Here is a 23,361-nt window from a genome sequence, read left to right as displayed (position 1 = left end):
GGGTCTATCCCGTCGCGGTTTCATCGCTGGAACCGGTTCCATTCTTGGAGCCGTGGCCCTGGCAGTCAACCCCACCCCCGCCCAGGCGAAATCCGCCAACACCTCGTCAGCACCCATCGACACCGGGGCCCATGTCAGCGCCCTCGTCATCGGCACCGGATACGGCGGCTCCGTCGCCGCACTGCGCCTCGCCCAGGCGGGTGTCGACGTCCACATGATCGAAATGGGCATGGCCTGGGACACCCCCGGCCCGGACGGCAAGATCTTCTGCAACACCCTCAGCCCCGACCAGCGTTCGTACTGGCTGCGCACCCGCACGAAGGCCCCGCTGAACTACTTCCTCGGCTTCCCCATCGACCGGGACATCCCCAAGTACACGGGGATCCTGGACGCCGAGGAGATGGGCGGCATCATCGTCTACCAGGGCCGCGGGGTCGGCGGCGGCTCCCTCGTCAACGGCGGCATGGCCGTCACCCCCAAGCGGGAGAACTTCGGTGCCGTGCTCCCGTCCGTGGACGCGGACGAGATGTACGGCGTCTACTACCCGCGCGCCAACGCCGCCCTCGGCGTCGGCCTCATCGACCCGGACTGGTTCAACACGGTGGACTGCTACCAGTTCGCCCGCGTCGGCCGCAAGCACGCCCAGCGCTCCAACTTCCCCTTCGTGTTCGTGCCCGATGTCTACGACTGGGACTACATGAAGCAGGAGGCGGCCGGCACCGCCACGAAGTCGGCGCTGGACGGGGAGATCCTGTACGGCAACAACCACGGCAAGAAGTCGCTCCAGAAGACCTACCTCGCGGCCGCCAAGGCGACCGGCAAGGTCTCCATCTCGCCCCTGCACAAGGTCACCACGGTCACCCCCACGACCGGAGGCGGCTACACCGTCGTCATCGAACAGCTCAACACCACCGGCGACACGATCGCCACCAAGACCGTCACCGCCGACCGGGTGTTCTTCGCCGCCGGCAGTGTCGGCACGAGCAAGCTGCTGGTCAAGTTGAAGGCCACCGGCGCCCTCCCTAACCTCAACAACGAGATCGGCAAGGGCTGGGGAGACAACGGCAACGTCATGTGCGGCCGCGCGAACCACCTCTGGGACCCGACTGGCAAGCTCCAGGCGACGATCCCGTGCGGCGGCATCGACAACTGGGCGGCGGGCGGGGCGTTCGCCGAGGTGGCGCCGCTGCCGACGGGCATCGAGACGTACGCCTCCTTCTACCTGTCGATCACCAAGAACCCCAACCGGGCCGAATTCAGCTGGAACGCCGCGACGGGCAAGGCCGAACTGAACTGGCAGACGGCCTGGAAGCAGCCGGCCATCGACATGGCCAAGACCATCTTCGACAAGATCAACTCCAAGGAAGGGACGATCTACCGGAGCGACCTGTTCGGCACCAACAAGATCTGGGGCGACCACCTCACCTACCACCCGCTCGGCGGCGCCGTCCTGAACAGGGCCACCGACAACTACGGGCGGTTGCACGGTCATCCCGGCCTGTACGTGATCGACGGGGCGCTGATCCCCGGAAACACCAGCGTCAATCCGTTCGTCACCATCACGGCGCTCGCCGAACGCAACATCGAGAAGATCATCGCCACTGACCTGTAGCGGCGCAGTGCCGGTGCCGGAGCCGGCCCGAAGCCCGCGAAGGGCGACCGGCCGGCCCCGGGCCGTGTCAGCTCCCCGGCAGTACGCAGACGCTGTCGAGGCCCAGCACATGGTTCAGGCGTCCGAAGGCGAGCCAGGAGCCGATGCTCATGCTCAGTTCCACGATCTCCACCTGGCTGTAGTGGGCCGTCATCCGCTCCCAGAACTCCTCGTCCAGACCGTGGTGGTCCAGCGCGTAGCGCTCCGCGTATTCGGCGGCCAGCCGCGTGCGGTCGTCGAAGGCCTTCGTGGTGCGCCACTCGGTCACCGCATCGGCGAACTCCTCCTCGACCTTCTCGCCGTCCCGGTCGGTGCGCCAGTCGAGGCAGAAGACACACCCGTTGATCTGCGCGATCCGCAGCCGGGCCGCCTCGAACTCGCGCAGGCCCAAGGTGGTGTGGGCGTAGACAGACAGGGAGAAGTTGGCCGCGGCCATCCCGATGCCGGGGACCAGGTCGCCCCATACGTACTCGATGGGGTGCTGACCTTCCGGAACGTCGATCCTCATGGCTGTTTCCTTCCGAGTTTGCCGACTGCGGGCCGCAGCGGGACGTCGAGCGCGTCGTAGATGCCCGGTGGCGCGTCCACGAGCCAGTCGATCGCCCCCACCAGCCGCCCGACGGCGGTGGCGTTGCCGCCGGCGGAGCGGTTCTCCCCCTCGTCGGTGGCCTCGATCGTCACCTCGATGCGCGGCCGGCCCTCGATGATCACTCGGTGTGCGCCGGCCCCGTCGGGCGGCTGAGGCCAGTCGGGCGCGCACGAGGGGTGGATGCGGGTGACGTGTTCGATGACGAGGCGGGCTTCGCCCTCCACGATGCCCTGCACCTCGAACCGGATCGCGCCCTGGGTGCCGGCCTGGAACTCGCCCATCGTGGGGGTGGTCACCGTCGTGTCGAGCGCGCGCCGGGCCGACGTCTCGCGGATCTCGTCGAGTTCGACGCCGAGGGCCCGGGCCATCATGCGTATCTGGCCGCCCCACACCATGGTCGGGACGGACGGCATGAGCATCATCGGCTCGAAGTCCATGGGCTGCCCCATGCCGACCAGGTAGCGGACGGAGTCCGGCTGGTCGTACGTGGAGTAGTCGAAGATCTCCTGGCAGCGGATCACGTTTACGGTGGTGCCGAGTCCGCTGATCAGCAGCGGCAGGACGTCGTTGCCCCAGCCGGGGTCGACGCCGGAGGCGAACAGCGAGCCACCGCCGGCCGCGACGGCCGCCAGCACCGGATCGCGGAACTCCGGCGGTGCGCTGCGGTGATCGTAGAGGGGGTACAGGGCGGGGCTGACGACGACGGCCCCGGCGGCGACGGCCCGGGTGATGTCGGCGAGGGCGTCGTCGGGGCGCGTGTCGCCGGAGGCCGCGTACACGACGGCGGCGGGCCGCGCGGCGAGCACCGCCTCGATGTCGTCGCTCGCCGCGACGCCCAGCGCGTGTCCCAGTCCGGCGAGTTCACCCGCGTCGCGGCCGGTCTTGGCGGGGTCGTGGACGAGGACTGCCGTGAGTTCGAGCGCCGGATGGGCCTCGACGGCGCGGATCGCCGCGCGGCCGACGTTGCCGGTGCCCCAGACCACCGTGGGAATCATGCGCGGAGAGTAGCGAGGGGGCGTGGAGGTGCCCAGTGCCGTGAAGGAGGTTTTTCGACGGCCGCCGGCCCGGGCTCGCGACGGGGCGGCTCAGAGTCCCGCCAGGGCCGCCGTCTCGCTGAACGCGGGGACGCGTCCGGTGCCGCCGCGGCCGGACACGGAGAGCGAGGCGGCGGCCGTGCCGTACGCCACCGCCCGCGCGAGGGGGTCGCCCAGGGCCAGCCGCGCGGTGGTGGTGCCGGTGAAGCAGTCGCCGGCGCCCGTGGCGTCGACCGGGTCGGGGTTGGCGGGGACCGGCCGGTACGTCGTGCGTACCCCGTCGTCCAGCAGGAGCCGGCCGGGTCCCGCGGTGACGGCGACGGCGCGGGCCCCGAGTGCGCGGTAGCGGGCGGCGGCGAGCAGCGGATCGTCGGTGTCCACGAGGGCCAGGGCGTCGGCCGGGCAGGAGCTCTTGAGCAGCCCCGTCAGCGGGGCGACGCGCGCCAGCAGCTCCCGGGCCTCCTTGCGGCCGGTGAGCCGGGGGCGGAAGTTGGGGTCGTACGTGAGGTGCCCTCCGGCGGCGTGGACGGTTTCGGCGGCGGCCAGTACGGCGTCACGGGCTCCGGGTGAGAGGGCGCCGGTGATACCGCTGGTGACCAGGGCCGTGGAGGTGGTGAGCAGCTCCCGCCAGGACTCGACGTGGCGCGGGGAGAGGGTGGAGCCCGCGCTTGCGGTGCGCCAGTAGACGAAGGCGCGGTCGCCGTCCGTGTCGGCGCCGAGCAGGTAGGCGCCGTTGGGGCGCGGGGAGCGGCGGACGTGGGAGACGTCGATGCCGAGCCCGGCGGCCCGCTCCAGCAGGGGCACGCTCAGCTCGTCGTCACCGACGACGGTGAGGAGGGCGGTGCGGGCCCCGGCGGCCGCCGCCGCGGCCGCGGCGTTGAGGGCGTCGCCGGAATAGGAGATCCGGGCGGTGGTGCCGTCGGCAGCGGCGTGCGGGGCGGTGTCGGCGTGGATCTCCACCAGGACCTCGCCGAGGACGAGGACGTCGTAGGCCGCGCCGGGACGGCCTCGGAGGGCGGGCGCGGCGATGTCAGCGGCCCTGTCGGCGGCCCTGCCCGGCGGCCTCACAGCAGCACGGCGCCGCCAGTGCGGCGAAGACGGCGGCGAGTTCGCCGGGGTCGGCGGGCAGGCCGTTGCCGATCCCGACGGCCGTCGCCCCGGCGGCGAGCCAGTCCCGGGTCTCGGCCGGCCGGATGCCGCCGGTCGGGACGATGAGGGCCTGCGGGAGGACGGTTTTGAGGGAGCGGATGAACCCGGGGCCGACCACGTGGGCCGGGAAGACCTTCGCCGCGCCCCCGGACCGTACGGCGGAGGCGACCTCACCGGGGGTGAAGGCGCCCTCGATGAACACCGCCCCGCGCCGCGCCGCGACCGCCCGGACCTCGGGGGCCGGGTACGGGGAGACGAGGAAGCCGGCGCCGGCGTCGAGGGCGCGCTCGGCCTGAGCGGCGCCGGTGACGGTGCCGACGCCGATCACGGCGGGCCTGCCGAGCGCGTCGGCGAGCGGGGCGGTACGCGCGACGGCCGCGTCCCAGCCGGGGGTGGAGGTGGTGAGTTCCACGGCGCGGCAGCCGGCGGCGAGGAAGGCGGCGGTCCGGCGGACGGCCTCATCGGCACCGGGGTCCCGCAGGACCGGCAGCAGCCGTTGGGCGGCCAGGACCGCGAAGGGATGACAGGACAAGGAACCCCCACCCGTGATGCGGGCCTGAACCCGGCCCCGTACAACGGCACTTCATTGGTCCAGACCTTACCCGCGCGAGGAGCGGCGCTGTCAACGGGAGGCCGGCGCCGGCGCCCCGATCGGGGCCGCTAAGGTCGCGGTTGATCCGACTTCCGGATAAGAGTTTCCGGATAAGTGTTATCGGGGCCCCTCTCGGCGGTCTCCCAGTCGTTGGGCATCATCGACCGCCGGTACGGACAGGGAAACTTCACATGAGTACACAGCACACGGCAGCGCTGGTGGCAGCGGCCCGGGCGGGCGACCCCCGCGCGCAGGACGAGCTCGTCGGTGCCTGTCTGCCGCTCGTCTACAACATCGTCGGGCGCGCCCTGAACGGGTCCTGCGACGTGGACGACGTCGTGCAGGACACCATGCTGCGGGCGCTCGACGGGCTGGCCGGTCTCCGTGCGGACGACAGCTTCCGGTCCTGGCTGGTGGCGATCACGATGAACCGGATACGGGCGCACTGGCAGGACCGCAGCACCGGTGCGACCGGCCTGGAGGCGGCCGCGGACGTGGCCGACCCGGGCGCCGACTTCGCGGACCTGACGGTCGTCCGCCTCAACCTGGCCGGTCAGCGCCGCGAGACGGCCCGCGCGACGCGCTGGCTGGAGCCCGACGACCGGGCGCTGCTGTCGTTGTGGTGGCTGGAGTGCGCCGGTGAGCTGACCCGCGCCGAGGTCGCGGCGGCCCTGGAGCTCTCCCCGCAGCACACGGCCGTACGGGTGCAGCGGATGAAGGCGCAGCTGGAGGCCGCGCGGGTGGTGGAGCGGGCGCTGGAGGCGCAGCCGCCGTGCGAGGCGCTGCGGACGGTGGCGGCGAGCTGGGACGGGCAGCCGTCCGCGCTGTGGCGCAAGCGGATGGCCCGGCACGCCCGCGAGTGCGTGCGGTGCTCGGGGCTGTGGAGCGGGCTGGTCCCGGCGGAGGGGCTGCTGGCAGGGCTGGCGCTGGTTCCGGTCGGCGCGGCGCTGCTGGCGGCCGTACGGTCGGCCGCCGCGGGCGCCGGTCTCGCCCCGGCGGGCGCGGCGTTCGCGGCGCCGGGCGCGGGTGCCCTGCCCGGCGCGGGTCCGATACCCGGCGCGGGTCCGATACCCGGCGCGGGTCCGATACCCGGCGCGGGTGCGATAACCGGCGCGGGTGCGATAACCGGCGCTGTACCGGGCGCCGGAGCCGGCGCGGGCAAGGGCGTCGGCACGGCTGCCGGAGCCGGTACGGGAGCCGAAGCCGGTTCCGGCGGGGTCTTCGCGGACGCCGCGACGCAGCTCGCGCCCGTGGTTGCGGGTCCCGGCCGGGCGGCCCGCCGCCGCTCGGGCGAAGCGGGTGATGCGGGCGCCGACCCGGCGGGCGGCCGCGGGGCGCAGCGCAGACGGCGCCGGCACCGCCGCCGGGTCGTCGCCGGAGCGGTGGTCGCCGCCTGCGTGGCGGGCGGCGGTCTGGCCTACCTCGGCACGCTGCCCGGTTCGGGCTCCGACCGGGCCGACGGCGCAGCGCCCGCCTCCCCGCTGGCCGCGCTGTCGGCGACCGGTGCGGGGGCCGCGTCCCCCTCGGCCCCGGGCTCTCCCTCGCCCTCGGGTTCCCCGTCCGCCCCGGCCTCCCCCTCGGCCTCCGCTTCGCCGTCCCCGTCGGCGAGTTCGAGCGCCGCCCCGACGCCCTCGCGGACCCGGAGCACCCCGCCCCCGACGCGAGCGGCGGCCCCCGCGCCGGCGCCCGCGGCGCCGAGCGGGACCGCCGCCCAGGTGGTCGCCCTCGTCAACAAGGAGCGGGCGGCGGCCGGATGCGGCCCCCTCAAGGAGGACGCGCAGCTGCGCAACGCCGCCCAGGGGCACTCGGACGACATGGCACGGCGCAACTACTTCTCGCACACCGACCCCGACGGCGGCGACCCGGGCGCGCGGACGACCGCCGCCGGGTACCGCTGGTCGACGTACGGGGAGAACATCGCCATGGGTCAGCAGACTCCGGAGTCGGTGATGGATTCGTGGATGAACAGCCCGGGCCACCGCGCGAACATCCTCAACTGCTCCTTCAAGGACATCGGCGTAGGGGTCCACCAGGGCCCCGGCGGCCCCTGGTGGACGCAGAACTTCGGCGCCCGCATGTGACACGGGAGCTTTGCCCCCTATCCCCCCAGCTGACTCAATATCCGGGCAAGATAGGGGCTGGAGCCGAAGCAGGAGATCACAGCGGGCGGGGTGAGGTACGTGGCAAGGCAGGAACTCCGCCCGCACCAGCGGGAGGCCGTGGACGCCGTCGTGCGCGCCCTGGACCTCCCCTCGACGGGCCGGGTGCCCCAGCGCGGCCTGCGCACCCAGGTGATCATGGCCACGGGTTCCGGCAAGTCCCTCGTCGCGGTGCGCGCCGCGGAGGAGCTGCGGGCGGGCCGGGTCCTCGTGCTGGTGCCCTCGCTCGACCTGCTCGCGCAGACGACGGCGGTCTGGCGGGAGGGCGGCCGGACCGGGCGGGCGCTGGCCGTGTGCTCGATGCGGCCCGAGGACGCCGGGGTGCCCACCACCACCGATGCCGGGGTACTGGCGCGCTGGGGCACGGCTGCGGCGCAGCGGCTGACGGTGTACGCCACGTACGCCTCCCTGGGCCTGGGCACCATCGAGGGCGCGCACCGGGCCGGGCTGCCGGGCTGGGACCTGATCGTGGTCGACGAGGCGCACCGCACGTCCGGGCGGATCGGCAAACCGTGGGCGGTGGTGCACGACAACGCCCGGATCCCGTCGGTCCGGCGGCTGTACATGACGGCGACGCCTCGGGTGTGGCGCGACGGGGAGCCGCCCGGGGAGCCCCTGTCCGCCGAACGCACCGGGTCCCCGGCCGACCGGGCAGAGGGCAGCCGCGCGGAGCGCAACCGCGAAGAGCGCGGCCGTGGCGACCTCGTCGCCTCGATGGAGGACGACGCGGACGGCCCGTTCGGGGCACGGTGCTACACCCTCACGCTGTCCGAGGCCATCGACCGCGGCATCTGCGCCCCGTACCGGGTGGTGTGCGTGGACGTGTCCGACCCCGAATTCCAGTCGGCGGTCCTGATCGGCCCCGAAGGCCGTTCGGACGCGGTGCGCGGGGCCCGGCTCGCGGCCCTCCAGGCGGCGCTGGTGAAGGCGGCCGCGGACCAGGGGTTCCGGCGGACGCTGGTCTTCCACCACCTGACCAAGGAGGCGGAGGCCTTCGCGGCCGGGCTCCCGGCGGTCGCGGCCCGGCTGCGGCAGGCGAGCCGTGCGCCCCGGCCGCCGTATCCGCGTACCGTCTGGGCGGACTGGCTGTGCGGGCAGCACACGGCCCCGCACCGACGGCGGGTCCTGGAGGCGTTCGCCGACGGCGGGGCCGCCGACAAGGCGTTCCTCGGCAGTGTCCGGGTCCTGGGTGAGGGCGTCGACACCAAGGAGTGCGATTCCGTCTTCTGGGCCGACGTACGTGGTTCCATGCCCGACCTGGTCCAGGCGGTGGGCCGGGCGCTGCGGATCCGGCCCGGGGAGGGAAAGGTGGCCTCGCTGGTGGTTCCGGTACTGCTGGGCCTGGGCGAGACACCGGAGACGATGCTGACGTCCAGGGCGTACGGGGACCTCGCGCGGCTCCTGGAAGCGCTGAGGGCACACGACACCCGCCTGGTCGAGGCCCTGGCCCAGCCGCAGGCGCCGGGTGGCAGGACCGGCTCGCAGGCGCACCGGCCGGGCGCGGAAGCCCTGTTGAGCTTCTCCACCCCCCGGGACCCGGCCCTGCTGGCGGCGTTCATCCGGCTGCGGGTGCTGAACCCGGAGCACGAGCAGTGGCGTCGCGGGGTGGAGGCCGCGCGGACGTACGCGGCCGTGCACGGGGACTTGAAGGTGCCGTTCGCGTACAAGGTGCCGGCGGGCGAGGCGGGGTGGCCCGCCGGGCTGGCCCGGTTCCCGCTCGGGCAGTGGATCGCGGACGTGCGGCGCACCTACCGGCGCGGCGCCCTGGGCCGGGAGCGGACGGCGCAGCTGGACGGGCTCGGCATGGTGTGGAGCCATTTCGACGTGGCCTTCGAGGAGGGCCTCGCGGCGGCCCGCGCCTGGGCGGCGGAGCACGGGCACCTGCTGCCGCCCGTCGACGCCACCTGGAGGGGTGTACCGGTGGGCGTGTGGGTCAAGAACAACCGGGCGGCGGCCCGCAGGGAGGGGCCGGGGGCGTTGTCCCAGGAGCGGCGGGAGGCCCTGGAGGAGATCGACGCGTCCTGGTGCCCTGCCTGGGACATCTCCTGGCAGCGGGCCTTCCACCTGACGCGCGTCCACCTCGACGCGGGCGGCCGGTTGCCGCTCGGTCCGGGCGAGGTGGTGGCGCAGGGCGAGGACCTGGGCCTGTGGGTGCGGGGTCAGCGGTTGTCGTGGGACCGGCTGTCCTGGGCCCAGCGCTGGCTGCTGGAACACACCCTCGGGGTGACTCCGGCGAGCGAGGCGGAGCGGCCCCGGCAGCGGCTGAGCCACGCCGCCGCCTGGGCGGCGCACCTCGCGGCCGCCCGGCAGTTCCGCTCCCGCGAGCGGCACCTACGGGTGCCGCGCACGCATGTGGAGCGGGTGGAGGGGCGCGAGGTCCGCCTCGGCTCATGGATCGCCAACCAGCGCGCCCGGGCCGCCTCCCTCAGCCCGGAGCGGGTGGCGGAGCTGACGGCCCTGGACATGGTCTGGTCGGCGCCCGCGTCCTGAACGGCCTGTCCGGGGAGAGCGGCTCAGTGGTGGAACCCGGACCGGGACTCCCCCGCCGGGACCGCCTGCGGGGCGGCCCGCAGCTGCTCCACCGACCGGCCGATGTCCGTGACCAGCAGGGCGATCTGGTCGCGGGTCACCCCGTGGCGGATCAGGACGCGCTGGATGACCGTGTCGCCGCGGTCGGCCGGCAGCGGGTACGAGGGAACCTGCCAGCCGCGTGCGCGCAGCTTGTCGGAGAGGTCGTAGAGGCTGAAACCGGCGCCTTCGGGGTCGGTCAGCGTGTAGGAGACGGCGGGCAGCGCGCCCTGGCCGTCGTAGAGCAGGGTGAAGGGCCCCAGCGCGTCGATCTCCCGGGCCAGGTACCGGGCGGTGTCGGCACAGGCCTGGTGGACGCGGCGGTAGCCGCCGCGGCCCAGGCGCAGGAAGAGGTAGTACTGGGCGATGACCTCGCCGCCGGGGCGCGAGAAGTTGAGGGCGAAGGTGGGCATGTCACCGCCCAGGTAGTCGACGTCGAAGACGAGTTCGTCGGGGAGGAGGTCGGCGGTGCGCCACACGATCCAGCCGACGCCGAGGGGCGCGAGCCCGTACTTGTGCCCGGAGGCGTTGACGGATGCCACGCGCGGCAGCGTGAAGTCCCATAAGACGTCGGGGTGGAGGAAGGGCGCGACGAAGCCCCCGCTGGCCGCGTCGACGTGGACCGGTACGTCCCAGCCGTGCTCTGCCTGGATGCGGTCGAGTTCGGCGGCGATCTCGGCGACGGGCTCGTAGACGCAGGTGTAGGTGACGCCGAGGATGGCGACGACGCCGATGGTGTTCTCGTCGACGTACGCGCCGAGCTGGTGGGGGCGCAGGCCGGTCGCGCCGGGCTCCAGGGGCACCTGGCGCAGTTCCACGTCGAAGTAGCGGGCGAACTTCTCCCAGCAGACCTGTACCGGTCCGCAGACGAGGTTCGGCCGGTCGGCGGGCAGTCCCTGCGCGCGCCGGCGGCTGCGCCAGCGCCATTTCAGGGCGAGGCCGCCGAGCATGGCGGCCTCGCTGGAGCCGGTGGTGGAGCAGCCGGTGGCGGCGCCGCCGGCCGGTGCGTTCCACAGGTCGGCCAGGATGCTGACGCAGCGGGCCTCGATCTCGGCGGTCTGCGGGTATTCGTCCTTGTCGATCATGTTCTTGTCGAGGCACTGGTTCATCAGGCGGTGCACGCCGTCGTCGGACCAGGTGGTGCAGAACGTGGCCAGGTTCTGGGCGGCGTTCCCGTCGAGGAGGAGTTCGTTGCGCAGCAGTTCGTAGACCACCTCGGTGGGCGAGTGGTCTTCCGGCATCCGGTGCTTGGGGAGGACCTGGCCGCTGAGGGCGGACGCGAACACGTCCGTTTCGGCGTCGTCGGCGTGTGCGTCCTTCATCTCATGAAGAGCCATATCGGGACTATAGGTGACGAAATGGCTCGATCCGGTCTGGGTGGATGTCATATCTTCCGGCCGAGTCGCCGATGTGACCCCGTTCATGCCGGAGCAACACGACCTCAATAATTACCGGCTAGTAGGCTTTCCGCGGCAGATCTTCCCGTGACGGACCCTCCTGCCCGCCGGGACGAAAAGATCACCCAATTCGTTCTATGCACAACTTGTCGGCCGATGTCCGGATAGCGGTCAACTGGCCCGCCCGTGCTGGTACTTCTTCGTCCATGAACAAGATCACCCGCCGGCAGGCCCTTGGCACCACCGCCGGCGCCCTCACCGTCCTCGGCCTGGCCGGTGCCACCGCGTACGCCGCAGATACCGACTCCCGCGCCGCGATATCCGCCCGCGACGCCGCAAACGCCGGACCGGCAGGAACCGCCGGAACCGCCGGGACCCTCGACGAGGTCTACCAGGGCCGCCGCATACAGATCACCCCCGCGACCGGGGGCGCCCACCACGGCGGCCACCACTCGGCCGGCCTGCCCGCCGTCCGGATAGACGGCCGCGAACTGCACGTGATGCAGAACGCCGACGGCACCTGGATCAGCGTCGTCAACCACTACGAGACGTTCTCCGACCCGCTGTCGCTCGCCCGCGCCGCCGTGCGCGAACTCCAGGGCGCCGCCCTCGTCCCGATGGGTGGCATGTGATGACCGTCCGCAAGAACCAGGCCTCGCTCACCGCCGAGGAGAGGCGCGCCTTCACCAACGCGCTGCTCGAACTCAAGCGCACCGGCCGCTACGACCGCTTCGTCACCACCCACAACGGCTTCATCATGGGTGACACCGATTCGGGCGACCGGGTCGGCCACCGCTCCCCCTCGTTCCTCCCGTGGCACCGCCGCTTCCTGCTCGAATTCGAGGCGGCCCTGCAAGCGGTCGACAAAAGCGTTTCGCTCCCTTACTGGGACTGGACCACGGACCGCACGCCCCGTTCCTCCCTCTGGGCGGCCGACTTCCTCGGCGGCACCGGACGGGCCCGCGACGGGCAGGTCCTGGACGGACCGTTCGCCTACGCGGCGGGCAAGTGGGAGGTGAACGTACGGGTCGACGGACGCGCGTACCTGCGGCGGGCCCTCGGTGAGGGCGTCGCCCAGCTGCCCACAAAGGCCGAGGTGGAGGCCGTCCTCGCCATGCCGGTCTACGACGCGGCCCCCTGGAACAGCTCCTCGAACGGTTTCCGCAACAACCTGGAGGGCTGGCGCGGCGCCAACCTGCACAACCGGGTGCACGTGTGGGTCGGCGGCCAGATGGCCACCGGGGTCTCCCCCAACGACCCGGTGTTCTGGCTGCACCACGCCTACATCGACAAGCTGTGGGCCGAATGGCAGGCCCGCCACCCGCAGTCCCCGTACCTGCCGGCCGCCGGCACGCCGAACGTCGTGGACCTGAACGACACCATGCGGCCCTGGAACAACGTCACCCCGGCCGACATGCTCGACCACCGGAAGTTCTACACCTTCGACACCGAACCGGTCGCCGCCAGCCAGCGGTAGTGCAGTTCGGGCCGGCCCACCTGACCGTAGCGGGGGGTGCGGTCCGCGCGGCCGGTGTCCACCAGGTGTTCCAGGTAGCGGCGGGCGGTGATCCGTGAGATCCCGGCCGCCCCGGCCGCCCCCGCCGCGGTCAGCCCGTCCGGGGCCGACCGCAGCAGCGCCGCGACCCGGTCCAGGGTCGGGGCGCTCAGGCCTTTGGGGAGTTCGGCGGGGGCGGGGGCGCGCAGCGCGGCGAGCGCGCGGTCGACGTCCCCCTGGCCGGCCGCCTCCCCCGCCGTCGCGCGGAAGGCCGCGTAGCGCAGCAGCCGTTCGCGCAGGGTGGGGAACGCGAAGGGTTTCAGTACGTACTGGACCACGCCCAGCGAGACGCTCTCGCGGACGACGGCCAGGTCCCGCGCGGAGGTCACCACGATCACGTCTACGGGATGTCCGGCGGCCCGCAGTCCGCGCGCGAAGCGCAGCCCGTTGCCGTCGGGCAGGGTGAGGTCGAGCAGCAGCAGGTCGACGGGGGTGCGGTCCAGGACGCGGGTGGCCTCGGCGAGGGAGTGGGCCACGCCGACGGCGGTGAAACCGGGTACCCGGCCGACGTACAGCGCGTGCGCGTCCGCCACCACCGGGTCATCCTCGACGACGAGCACCCGCACCTTCCCGGCCGCGCTCACGGCCGGGCCCCGTCCACGCCGAGCGGCGGCATCCCGGCGGCGCCCGGCGGCGCCTCACCGGCACTCGGCGGCGGCGCCTCGGCGGCACTCGGCGGCGGCGCCTCACCGGCACTCGGCGGCGGCATCTCGGCGGGGCCCAGCGGCAGCGTCACGGTGAACACCGCTCCGCCCTGCGGCCCCTGCACCGCCTCCGCGGTGCCCCCGTGGCGGTGCGCGACCTGGCGGACGAGGGCGAGACCGAGCCCGCGCCCGTCGCCCTTTCCGGACCAGCCGCGCCTGAAGACGTCCGCGGCAGCCCCCTCGGGGAGCCCCGGCCCGTTGTCGGCGACGCGGATCAGCAGCGTCCGGCCGTCGGAGCGGACGGTGACCTGGACGCGCCCGCCCGGGACCCCGGTGAGGGCGTCGACGGCGTTGTCGAGGAGGTTGCCGAGCACCGTCACGAGGTCCCGCGCGGGCGGGCTCCCGGGGCCGCCGTCCGCGCCGCTGCTGTCGGGGGTGACGACCAGCTCGACTCCGCGCTCGTGCGCCTGCGCGGCCTTGCCGAGCAGCAGCGCCACCAGGACCGGCTCCCCGACCGCGGTGACCACCTCGTCGGTGAGTGCCTGGGCCAGTTCCAGTTCGGCGGTGGCGAACTCCACCGCCTCCTCCACGCGGCCGAGCCCGATCAGGGAGACGACCGTGTGCAGGCGGTTGGCCGCCTCGTGCGCCTGGGAGCGCAGCGCCTGGGTGAATCCCCGCTCGTGGTCCAACTCCCCCGTGAGCACCTGGAGTTCGGTGTGGTCGCGCAGGGTGACCACCGTGCCACGGCGGCCGCCGCCCGCCACGGGAGAACTGTTGACCACGAGCACCCGGTCGGCGGTCAGGTGGAGCTCGTCGACCCGGGGCCGGTCGGCCAGCAGGGCCCCGGTCAGCGGCGCGGGCAGACCGAGGTCGGCCGCGCCGGTGCCCCGCACCTCCCCCGCGAGCCCCAGCAGCTCCCGCCCCGCGTCGTTGATCAGGGTGATCCTGCGCCGGCCGTCCAGCATCAGCAGGCCCTCGCGGACGCCGTGGAGGGCCGCCTGGTGGTAGTCGTACATCCGGCTGAGCTCGCCGGCGTTCATGCCGTGGGTGTGCCGGCGCAGCCGGGCGTTGACGACGTACGTACCGGCGCCGCCGAGCGCGAGGGCGGCGGCCGCGACCCAGGCGAGCGCCGTGAGCTGCTCGGCGAGGCGGGCGCTGATCGCGCGGACGGTGATGCCCGCGCTGACCATGCCGACGACCCGGCCGTCGTCCAGCAGCGGCGTGACCACCCGGATGGACGGGCCGAGGGTGCCGGTGTAGGTCTCGCTGAAGGTCTCACCACGCAGCGCGGGGGCGGTGTTGCCCATGAAGGGTTCGCCGATGCGCCGCGGGTCGGGGTGGGTCCAGCGCCGTCCGTCCGGCGCCATGATCGTCACGAAGGCCACGCCCGAGTCGGCGCGGACCCGCTGCGCGTACGGCTGGAGCGCCGCCGAGGGGTCGCTCCCGCGCCCGGCGCCCCGTACCGCCTCCCGGACGGAGGGCGAGTCCGCGACGGCCCTGGCCACGGCCCCGGCCTGGCGCCGGGCGGCGTCCTCGGCCTGCCCGCGCGCGCTCGCGTAGGCGAAGACCGCGCAGCCCACGACGACGACGGCGACCAGCAGCACCTGCATGGCGAAGAGCTGCCCGGCGAGGCTGCGGGGCGGTCGGGGGAGGCGGAACATGCCGTTCAGTGTGCACCGGGCCGTGAACTCAATGAACGCAAGGGTGACCGGGGTCACAGGGTGGGCGATGGTCTCCCGGAACGCATTCACCACCAGGAGGCATCGTGGCCGCCAGGCGCGACAGGACCCACTATCTCTACATCGCGGTGATCGCCGCGGTGCTCCTCGGCATCGCCGTCGGCTTCGCCGCACCCGGCGTGGCCGTGGAACTCAAGCCGCTGGGCACCGGCTTCGTGAACCTCATCAAGATGATGATCTCGCCCGTGATCTTCTGCACGATCGTGCTGGGCATCGGCTCGGTGCGCAAGGCCGCGAAGGTGGGCGCGGTCGGCGGTCTGGCCCTCGGCTACTTCATGGTGATGTCCACGGTGGCGCTGGCCATCGGACTGCTGGTGGGCAACCTGCTGGAGCCGGGCAGCGGTCTGCACCTGACGGAGGCGGCACGGCACGCCGGTGAGGCGCAGGCCAAGGCGGGCGGCGCGCAGAGCACGCCGGAGTTCCTGCTGGGGATCATCCCGACGACACTGGTCTCCGCCTTCACCGGCGGCCAGGTGCTCCAGACCCTGCTGGTGGCGCTGCTCTGCGGCTTCGCGCTCCAGGCGATGGGGGCGGCGGGCGAACCGCTGCTGCGCGGGGTCGGGCACCTGCAGAAGCTGGTGTTCCGGGTACTCGCGATGATCATGTGGGCGGCGCCCGTGGGTGCCTTCGGCGCGATCGCCGCGGTGGTCGGCGCGACGGGGATCGACGCGCTGAAATCGCTGGCCGTCATCATGATCGGCTTCTACGTCACCTGCGTGCTGTTCGTGTTCGTGGTGCTCGGGACACTGCTGCGGCTGTGTACGGGGATCAGCGTGTTCGCCCTGCTGCGCTACCTGGGGCGGGAGTTCCTGCTGATCCTTTCCACCTCCTCCTCGGAGTCGGCGCTGCCGCGGCTGATCGCGAAGATGGAACACGTCGGCGTCTCGCGCCCGGTGGTCGGCATCACCGTGCCGACGGGCTACTCCTTCAACCTGGACGGCACCGCGATCTATCTGACGATGTCCTCCCTGTACGTCGCCGAGGCGATGGACAAACCCCTCGCGCTGGGTGAGCAGATCTCGCTGCTGCTCTTCATGATCGTGGCCTCGAAGGGCGCGGCCGGCGTGACCGGCGCGGGCCTGGCCACACTGGCCGGCGGCCTCCAGTCCCACCGGCCGGAACTGGTCGACGGGGTAGGCCTGATCGTGGGCATCGACCGCTTCATGAGCGAGGCGCGGGCGATGACGAACTTCGCGGGCAACGCGATCGCGACGGTCCTCATCGGGACCTGGACCAAGGAGTTCGACCGCGCCCGCGCCGCCGAAGTCCTTTCCGGACGGCTGCCGTTCGATGAGAACGCGCCGACCGAGGACGGGCACGCGCCCCTGCCGGGCGAACCGCCCGCGCCCGTCCCCGTCCAGACGGGAGCCGGCAAGGAGGGGGCGGCGGCCGCCTGAGACCGGGACCGGCCGGGCGGGGTTCGCCCCCACGGTGCCCGGCCCGGCCGGCTTCCCTCACCCTCACCCGATTCCTCCCCAACCGTCGATTTTCAGCCATGCCCCTCGGAACGTCCCTGAACTGAAAGGTACTTCCGCACCGGGCCACGTGTCTGACATCTTGCGTCCACCACTCGTTTCGCACGGCCCGGCGGTGCCATCAGCACCGCCGGGCCGTCTTCGGAGGACGCATTGATACCCCACATATCCAGCCGACCTCGACGGACGCTGGTGCTCGCGGCCGCCCTCGGCGCCGCCCTCGCGTTCGGTGCCCCCGGCGCCCTCGCGGGCACGCTCCCCGTCGCCCCCTCCACCGCGCCGGCCGCCAAGGCCCACGCCCCGGCCGCCGCGCCGGCTTCCCAGAGTGCGACCTGGGTTGCCGGCACGCGCGCCTACCTCGTCATCACCGCTCCCGGTGACAGCACGGCGGTCCGCTCGGCCATCACGGCCAACGGCGGCACCGTCTTCTCCAGCTTCGACGCCATCGGCGTGATCGTCGCCCACTCGGCGTCCAGCGGTTTCGCCGCCACCATGCGCGGCGTCGCCGGTGTCCAGCAGGTGGGCGCCACCCGTACCTCGGACGTCCCGGCCGACGCCTACAACCCGGCGCTGCCCGCCAACCCGGCGCAGGCGTCCACCCCGGCCGGCGAGCCGGTCCGCGCCGACATGAGCCAGATCAAGGCGGACCAGGCCTGGGCCGTCAACCCCGGCTCCCCCTCCGTCAAGGTCGGCATCCTGGACACCGGTGTGGACGACCAGCACCAGGACCTCGCGCCCAACTTCAACGCGGCCGACTCCGTCTCCTGCGCCTACGGCAAGCCCGACACCCGTACGGGTGCCTGGCGGGACGTGGACACCCACGGCACCCACGTGGCGGGCACCATCGCCGCGGCCAAGAACGGCAAGGGCGTCGTCGGCGTGGCCCCGGGTGTGAAGATCTCCTCGGTCCGCGTCGCCGAGCCGGGCAACTCGTTCTTCTTCGCCGAGAACACCATCTGCGGTTTCGTCTGGGCCGGTGACCACGGCTTCAAGGTCACCAACAACAGCTATTACACGGACCCGTGGCAGTTCAACTGCCCGGACAACATCGATCAGGCCGCCATCATCGAGGGTGTCAAGCGGGCCCAGGAGTACGCCGAGGGCAAGGGCTCGCTCCAGATCGCCGCGGCGGGCAACGAGGACTACGACCTCGCCCACAAGACGACCGACTCCGCGAGCCCGAACGACTCGACGCCGGTCACCCGCACCATCACCAACGCCTGCCTCGACATCCCGACCGAGCTCCCGGGCGTGGTCACCGTCGCGGCCAACGGCACCGGCGTCACCAAGGCCTCGTTCTCCAACTACGGCCAGGGCGTCATCGACGTGGCCGCGCCGGGCAGCAACGTGTACTCCACGGCCCCCGGCGGCGGGTACAGCACCAAGAGCGGCACCTCGATGGCCACCCCGCACGTGGTCGGCGTGGCGGCGCTCATCGCCAGTGCCAACCCGGGCATCACCCCGGCGCAGATCCGGGCGCAGCTGGCCGCCCAGGCCAACGACACCGCCTGCCCGTCGGACAACCGCTGCACGGGCACCACGGCCAACAACTCGTTCTTCGGCGAGGGCCAGGTCGACGCCCTCAAGGCGGTCGGGTCCACCCCGCCGCCCGGCAAGTACTTCGAGAACCTCGGGGACTTCGCCATCGCCGACAACGCGACCGTGGAGAGTCCTATCACCGTCTCCGGAGTGACCGGCAACGCGCCGGCCACCCTCAAGGTGGGCGTGGACATCAAGCACACCTACATCGGTGACCTGAAGGTCGACCTGGTGGCCCCGGACGGCTCGGTCTACACCCTGCACAACCGGGCCGGCGGCAGCACCGACAACATCGCCCAGACCTACACCGTGAACGCCTCCTCGGAGGTCGCGAACGGCACTTGGAAGCTGCGCGTCAACGACAACGCCGCCTCCGACACGGGCAAGATCGACGCCTGGAACCTGACCTTCTAGGTCTCCCGGCCCCGCGGGCTCCGGAGTGCGGCCCCACCGCACCCCGGAGCCCGCCGCGTCATCTCGTCCGCAGGACGCAGTCGCCGCAGAGGCCTCCGCCGGGCACCCGGTAGTAGAGGCAGCAGCTGCGGCGGACGAAGGCCACGCCGAGGCCCTCCTCGTGGATGAAGGTGCCCGTCCCGCCGAGCGGGCCGCCGTCGGCGAGCAGGCCCTCGGCGAGCCGTACCGCCGTGCCTCCCGGTATCCGGTCCATCAGGACGCGCAGCGCTCCGACCAGGGCGGAGGCGCTGTTGCCGTGCAGCACCCGGGGCGATACGCCGAACCGTTCGCGCAGTCGGGCGTCCAGGACGGCGAGGTGGCCCGGCACGGTCTCCCCGAGGGACCCGGCGGGACCTGCGCCGCGGCCCGGATCGGGCAGCCACAGCTCCAGCGAGCCCGCCCCGGGCAGTCGCCACCACACCCGGTCCGGCCCAAGGTCGGGCACGCGACCGGAGAGCGCCGCGCATCCCAGCCCGAGCGACCACAGCCGCGAGGCGAGGCCGAACTGCGCGGTGGAGGCGGCCACCCTGCCGGGGCCGCTGCCCATCCTCCGCCCGATCTCGGCGACGTAGGGCCCGAGCCCGTCCCCGTACAGCTCCGCGAGCGGCCGGAAACCCGACCCGGGCGGCGTGTCCCCGTACGGCACGCGGAAGAACGGCCCGACGGCGGCAAGGCGCCGCAGCACGTCCTCCATACCGGTCTCCTCCATCCGGTGATGATCTCAGGCGGCCGCCCCTCGCAGGACTTCACCCCTGGACGACGGCACCCGAGGGCTCGCTTCCCCGGTGAACAGCCCCGGCCCGGCGCACCGCCGGGCCCATGGCGTACGACGCGGCCGCGAGCACGGCGCCCAGCAGCAGCCACCCCTGGGCACCCCACAGCAGGAGCAGCGAGGTCAGCAGCAGCGGCCCCACGGTCCGGGCGACCGGCACACCCGTTCCGAAGAAGCCCTGGTACTGGCCCACCCGTCCGGCGGGGGCCAGCGCGAAGCCGATCTGCCAGGACCCGGCGGACTGGCGCATCTCGGCGTCGACCTGGAGGAGGGCTCCCGCCAGGAGCAACAGGGCCGCGGCCCACCCGGCCCCGGGCAGCGCCGAGACGGCGAACACCACGCAGGAGGCGGCCATCACCAGCCCGGAGCGGCGCACGGCCCGGCCCGCACTCTCCAGGCCGGTCACCTGCCGGGCCACCCGCACCTGGAACAGCATCACGGCGGCGGTGTTGAGCACGAACAGCGCCGACACCAGCCAGCCGGGGGCGTGGGTGCGCTCCACGACCCACAGCGGGATCGCCAGGCTGAGAAGCGGCATCCGCAGCAGCAGGACCGCGTTGAGCAGCGTGACCAGGGCGTACGGCCGGTCGCGGAGCACCGCCAGCCGCGGTTCCCCGGCGGATCGCCGCCGTACGGGTGCCACCGCGGGCAACCGCAGCAGCAGCGCGGCGCAGAGCAGGAAGCCGGCCGCGTCCAGCGCGAACACGGTGAGGTAGGCCCGCTCGGTGCCGGCGCTCAGGGCGAGCCCGCCGAGGGCGGCGCCCACCGCGAGCCCGGCGTTGAGGACGGCCTGGAGGTGGGCCAGCACCCCCGTCCGGTCGGCGGGCTCGACCACTGCGGCGAGCAGTGCCTGACGGGCGGCTGCGAGCCCGCATTGGGCGGTGGCGTAGCAGACCACCGCCGGCAGGAACGCCCAGAACGAGCGGATGAAGAGGAACGACGCCACCGAGGCGGCGGTGGCGACGGCCAGGAGCACCGAGGTGCCCCGGGGCCCGCGCCGGTCGGCGAGGGCCCCGAGCGGGACGCCCGCGAGGGAGCCGACGGCCCAGGCCACGGTCAGACCGAGGCCGATCCGGGCGGGCGGCAGGCCCACCACCTGGTTGAAGTAGAGCGCCGAACAGACGTAGTAGACGCCGTCGCCGACGGAATTGCCCAACTGGGCGGCAGCCAGGCGGCGCGGGGCTCCGGACGGGGGCAGGAAGCGTATCGTCACCTGATCATTGGAGCAGCCCACTGGCCCGGTCTCATGGGCCAGTGGGAAGGCATTTCAGCGGGCCACTTGGGCAGATCAGCGGGCCGCTTGCCACCCGGACCGGTTGTCCGCGAGGAACTCCAGCAGCGCCTTGTTGAAGGCCTCGGGCTGCTCCACGCCGGGCAGGTGCCCGGCCCGGTCGATCACGGCGAGCCGGGAGTGGGCGATGAGCGCGTGCAGGGCCTCGGCCTCCGCGACGGGGGTGTAGACGTCGTCCGCGCCGACCAGCACCAGGCAGGGCACGGACGCGGGCAGCGCGGCCAGGACGGGACGGTAGTCGGGTCGCTCAGCACGGCCGCGCAGGGCAGCGGCCGCCCCCTCGGGGTCGGTAGCACACATCATGCTCATGACGGCGGCCGCGGCCTGTGGCAGCGCGGCCACGTTGTAGGGCGCCAGCATCTTGTCGATGACCTCTCCGGCGTAGGGCTCCATGCCCTCGGCGAGGAGCCGATCGGCGAGCTCGCGACGCAGCGTCCTGCCCTCCTCGGTCTCCGGAACCGGGGACGTGTCCGACAGTACGAGGCCCCCTACCCGACCCGGGTGGCGCAACCAGAGTTCCATCGCGATCTGACCGCCCATGCTCACCCCGCCGACGACCGCTTGTTCGATGTCCAGGTGGTCGAGGAGGGCGACGAGGTCGTCGGCGAACGCGGCGAAGGGCGTGACGCCCGGGCGCGCCGGATTTTCCCCGTATCCCCGCAGGTCAGGGGCGATCACGCGGTATCCGGCGGCGGCCAGCGCGGTGGCCTGGGGCGCCCACATCGTGCGGTTGAACGGGTGTCCGTGGACCAGGAGCACGGGCTCCGCGCCCCGGAGACCGAGATCGTCGAAAAACATCGTCGCGGCGTTGCCATTTTGGGGGTTCATGGGAGCACTTTAAGGAGCTACATTGAGCCACTCGCGTTCACCTGACAGCCCGTTGCCTTTCACCCGCGTTTTGCGCGGGGGGTGACGTCAGGAGCGCAGACTGTGCAACCACCCCACCGCCCAGAAGGACCGAAGGCTCCGTGCCCGTACCCGTACTCCTCGCCGGCCGCTCCGTGCGGCTGGAGCCCCTCGCCCCCCACCACGCCGAGGCCCTGGCCGTGGCCGGTGCCGAGGATCGTACGACTTACGCCTTCACTCCCGTGCCGCACGGGCTGCAGGCGTCCCACGAGTACATCGACCGCGCGCTCGCCGATCAGGCGGCCGGTCGATCTCTGCCGTTCGCGGTGGTCAGAGCCACCGACGGGCGGGTCGTCGGTTCGACCCGGTTCCTGGAACTCGACTACTGGCAGGGGCCGCTCGTGTGGCCGGCCGTGCCGGGGGTCCCGTTCGGCGATCCGGCGACGGCGGTCCCCGACGCCGCCGAGATCGGCAACACCTGGCTGTCCCCCCAGGCCCAAGGCACCGGCATCAACACCGAGGCCAAGCTGCTCATGCTCCGCCACGCCTTCGAGACCTGGGGCGTGCGCCGCGTCTCGCTGCGCGCGGACGCCCGCAACGGCCGCTCGCGGGCCGCGATGGAACGTCTCGGCTTCACCTGCGAAGGGGTGCGCCGGGCCCATTCGCGGGGGCTGGACGGCGCGGTGCGCAGCACGGCCTTCTACTCCGTCCTCGACGAGGAGTGGCCGACGGTCCGCTCGATCATCGAGCTCCGGCTGGCGCCCGCCGCGCCGCGCAGGCGGCGCCGCAAGACGCTGGTCCCGGCGTAACGGTCCTTCGCCGCCGGCCCTCGCCCCCGTCTTCCGGCTAACCGCCGAGGAAGGCGGGGGCGAGGGCCGACGTCATGAGGGGGGCCGGTGCGCCCGTGCCGTCGGCGGGCAGCGCGTACAGGTCGGCGCCGAAGTCGCCGGGGAGCGCGTAGACGACGGTCCGGTCGTCCTTCCACACCACCTGGTCGTCCACGCTGCGCTGCTCCGCGAGCGGGGTCTCCTCCATCGTGGCCAGGTCCAGGGCGTAGAGCCGCCACGGAGCGTCGGCGGACAGGCCCGGCACCCGCTTCTTGAACACCAGCCTGGTGCCGTCCGGCGACAGGGAGGGGCACTCCAGGTTTTCGCGGAGCGTGGTCACCGTACGTGCCGTGAGGTCCCCGCGGACCAGATAGGTCTGGCCACCGGTGGCGAGCGTCGCGTAGAAGGTCTGCTCGTCGGCGGCGAACGTGACGCCCCAGAAGTTGACGTCGGCGTTCCGGTACGTCCTGCCGTCCTTGACGATGGTGAAGTCCTCCAGCGACGCGTCGTACCGGCCCGTGCGCAGGTCGAGCAGCGAGGTCCGGGTGGAGAAGTTCGTACCGGCGTACGAGTCCCCGCCGACGAAGACCGTCCAGGCGGCGAGGTGCCCGCCGGGCGAGACACGGGCCCGGGTGGGGATACCGGCGAGCGGGTGCGAGGAGACCGCCTTGAGGCGGGCGTCCAGCACGACCGCGCGGTACTGCTCCTGGACGCCGCCCTTCTCGGCCTGGAGGCAGATCCCGGTGCCCGCCGCGGAGTGGAAGCGCAGGCAGCTCACCCCGGAGGCGGTACGGGCTCCGCCGGGCGAGGCGGCCGGGACCGTGACGAGTTCGTCGCGGTGCGGGCCCCACGCCATGTTCCGGAAGACGATCCGCGGGCCGCCGTCCGCCGGGGCCAAGGAGACCTCGCCGCGGGCGATTTCGGGGCCTCCCGCCTGGGCCCGGTTCTTCTCGTCGGCCCGCGACGAGGCCCGTACGACGGCGAGCACCCCCACGGCGGCGAGCAGCACGACGGCGGTGACGAGGATCAGGATCCGGCGTTGGAGGGTCATGGGGGCCTTTCGGTCGTGCGGGGGATGTGG

Annotated in this window: 19 protein-coding genes; 8 read left to right on the top strand and 11 right to left on the bottom strand. The window is 73.0% G+C overall.

The genetic code is table 11. The annotated features are described in order from the left end of the window. The first annotated feature begins 52 nt into the window (after positions 1-52). Positions 53-1,612, top strand: coding sequence for a GMC oxidoreductase (locus tag ACIA6C_RS16650; protein WP_399276447.1), 1,560 nt, complete (start codon positions 53-55; stop codon positions 1,610-1,612). 67 nt (positions 1,613-1,679) lie between these two features. Here ACIA6C_RS16650 and ACIA6C_RS16645 read toward each other — a convergent pair whose 3' ends face one another. The 4 genes from ACIA6C_RS16645 to ACIA6C_RS16630 form a co-directional block, all read right to left on the bottom strand. Further along, positions 1,680-2,159 carry a carboxymuconolactone decarboxylase family protein gene (locus ACIA6C_RS16645; RefSeq protein WP_361125790.1) on the bottom strand — a complete coding sequence of 160 codons (480 nt, stop codon included), beginning with the start codon at positions 2,157-2,159 and terminating at the stop codon, positions 1,680-1,682. After that, entirely contained in the window at positions 2,156-3,235 is a 1,080-nt protein-coding gene (locus tag ACIA6C_RS16640) for a dihydrodipicolinate reductase (RefSeq protein WP_399276445.1), read from the bottom strand. The genes ACIA6C_RS16645 and ACIA6C_RS16640 overlap by 4 nt, the downstream gene beginning before the upstream one ends. 90 nt (positions 3,236-3,325) lie before the next feature. Next, positions 3,326-4,342: a PfkB family carbohydrate kinase gene (locus ACIA6C_RS16635; RefSeq protein WP_399276443.1), complete on the bottom strand. Its 1,017-nt coding sequence runs from the start codon at positions 4,340-4,342 to the stop codon at positions 3,326-3,328. Continuing rightward, positions 4,305-4,955, bottom strand: coding sequence for a bifunctional 4-hydroxy-2-oxoglutarate aldolase/2-dehydro-3-deoxy-phosphogluconate aldolase (locus tag ACIA6C_RS16630; protein ID WP_399276441.1), 651 nt, complete (start codon positions 4,953-4,955; stop codon positions 4,305-4,307). Before ACIA6C_RS16630 ends, ACIA6C_RS16635 begins: the two co-directional genes overlap by 38 nt. Positions 4,956-5,206: 251 nt before the next feature. On the opposite strand from ACIA6C_RS16630, the gene ACIA6C_RS16625 reads away from it, so the two are divergent. Together ACIA6C_RS16625 and ACIA6C_RS16620 are read left to right on the top strand one after the other, a co-directional pair. Continuing rightward, positions 5,207-7,096, top strand: a complete 1,890-nt coding sequence (locus ACIA6C_RS16625) for a sigma-70 family RNA polymerase sigma factor (RefSeq protein WP_399276439.1) — start codon at positions 5,207-5,209, stop codon at positions 7,094-7,096. 99 nt (positions 7,097-7,195) lie between these two features. Further along, positions 7,196-9,664: a Helicase associated domain protein gene (locus ACIA6C_RS16620; protein WP_399276437.1), complete on the top strand. Its 2,469-nt coding sequence runs from the start codon at positions 7,196-7,198 to the stop codon at positions 9,662-9,664. Positions 9,665-9,687: 23 nt separating this feature from the next. Here the strand turns inward: ACIA6C_RS16620 and ACIA6C_RS16615 are convergent, their stop codons facing one another. Next, the gene (locus tag ACIA6C_RS16615) at positions 9,688-11,079 is read right to left on the bottom strand and encodes a glutamate decarboxylase (protein WP_399276435.1); all 1,392 of its coding nucleotides are present in this window, start codon (positions 11,077-11,079) and stop codon (positions 9,688-9,690) included. A gap of 266 nt (positions 11,080-11,345) precedes the next feature. Between ACIA6C_RS16615 and ACIA6C_RS16610 the strand changes: the two genes are divergently transcribed. Continuing rightward, on the top strand, positions 11,346-11,771 hold the full coding sequence (locus ACIA6C_RS16610; RefSeq protein ID WP_399276433.1) for a tyrosinase cofactor: 426 nt from the start codon (positions 11,346-11,348) through the stop codon (positions 11,769-11,771). Then, positions 11,771-12,616, top strand: a complete 846-nt coding sequence (locus ACIA6C_RS16605; protein WP_399276431.1) for a tyrosinase family protein — start codon at positions 11,771-11,773, stop codon at positions 12,614-12,616. Before ACIA6C_RS16610 ends, ACIA6C_RS16605 begins: the two co-directional genes overlap by 1 nt. On the opposite strand, the gene ACIA6C_RS16600 is transcribed toward ACIA6C_RS16605, so the two are convergent. Further along, positions 12,574-13,278, bottom strand: coding sequence for a response regulator (locus tag ACIA6C_RS16600; RefSeq protein WP_399276429.1), 705 nt, complete (start codon positions 13,276-13,278; stop codon positions 12,574-12,576). The two genes, ACIA6C_RS16605 and ACIA6C_RS16600, sit on opposite strands and share 43 nt — an antisense overlap. Further along, positions 13,275-14,999, bottom strand: coding sequence for an ATP-binding protein (locus tag ACIA6C_RS16595; protein ID WP_399276427.1), 1,725 nt, complete (start codon positions 14,997-14,999; stop codon positions 13,275-13,277). The genes ACIA6C_RS16600 and ACIA6C_RS16595 overlap by 4 nt, the downstream gene beginning before the upstream one ends. 104 nt (positions 15,000-15,103) lie before the next feature. Here ACIA6C_RS16595 and ACIA6C_RS16590 point away from each other — a divergent pair, with 104 nt between their 5' ends. Further along, a complete protein-coding gene (locus tag ACIA6C_RS16590; RefSeq protein WP_399276425.1) occupies positions 15,104-16,474 on the top strand; it encodes a cation:dicarboxylate symporter family transporter in 1,371 nt (456 codons plus the stop codon). Between the two features lie 270 nt (positions 16,475-16,744). After that, on the top strand, positions 16,745-18,505 hold the full coding sequence (locus ACIA6C_RS16585; RefSeq protein ID WP_399277276.1) for a S8 family peptidase: 1,761 nt from the start codon (positions 16,745-16,747) through the stop codon (positions 18,503-18,505). Positions 18,506-18,563: 58 nt separating this feature from the next. Here ACIA6C_RS16585 and ACIA6C_RS16580 read toward each other — a convergent pair whose 3' ends face one another. The 3 genes from ACIA6C_RS16580 to ACIA6C_RS16570 form a co-directional block, all read right to left on the bottom strand. Next, positions 18,564-19,253: a (2Fe-2S)-binding protein gene (locus tag ACIA6C_RS16580; RefSeq protein WP_399276423.1), complete on the bottom strand. Its 690-nt coding sequence runs from the start codon at positions 19,251-19,253 to the stop codon at positions 18,564-18,566. A gap of 37 nt (positions 19,254-19,290) precedes the next feature. Beyond that, the gene (locus ACIA6C_RS16575; protein ID WP_399276421.1) at positions 19,291-20,529 is read right to left on the bottom strand and encodes an MFS transporter; all 1,239 of its coding nucleotides are present in this window, start codon (positions 20,527-20,529) and stop codon (positions 19,291-19,293) included. Positions 20,530-20,604: 75 nt separating this feature from the next. Then, positions 20,605-21,435, bottom strand: coding sequence for an alpha/beta fold hydrolase (locus ACIA6C_RS16570; protein WP_399276419.1), 831 nt, complete (start codon positions 21,433-21,435; stop codon positions 20,605-20,607). A gap of 140 nt (positions 21,436-21,575) precedes the next feature. Here ACIA6C_RS16570 and ACIA6C_RS16565 point away from each other — a divergent pair, with 140 nt between their 5' ends. Next, the gene (locus ACIA6C_RS16565) at positions 21,576-22,262 is read left to right on the top strand and encodes a GNAT family N-acetyltransferase (RefSeq protein ID WP_399276417.1); all 687 of its coding nucleotides are present in this window, start codon (positions 21,576-21,578) and stop codon (positions 22,260-22,262) included. A gap of 37 nt (positions 22,263-22,299) precedes the next feature. Here ACIA6C_RS16565 and ACIA6C_RS16560 read toward each other — a convergent pair whose 3' ends face one another. Beyond that, complete coding sequence (locus ACIA6C_RS16560) at positions 22,300-23,331, bottom strand: TolB family protein (RefSeq protein ID WP_399276415.1); 1,032 nt, start codon at positions 23,329-23,331, stop codon at positions 22,300-22,302. Positions 23,332-23,361: the final 30 nt, after the last annotated feature.

The sequence above is a fragment of the Streptomyces sp. NPDC051578 genome (assembly GCF_044454045.1).
GTDB lineage: Bacteria > Actinomycetota > Actinomycetes > Streptomycetales > Streptomycetaceae > Streptomyces.
Note: the sequence above shows the minus strand (reverse complement) of the source record. Positions and strands in the feature narration are given on the sequence as shown.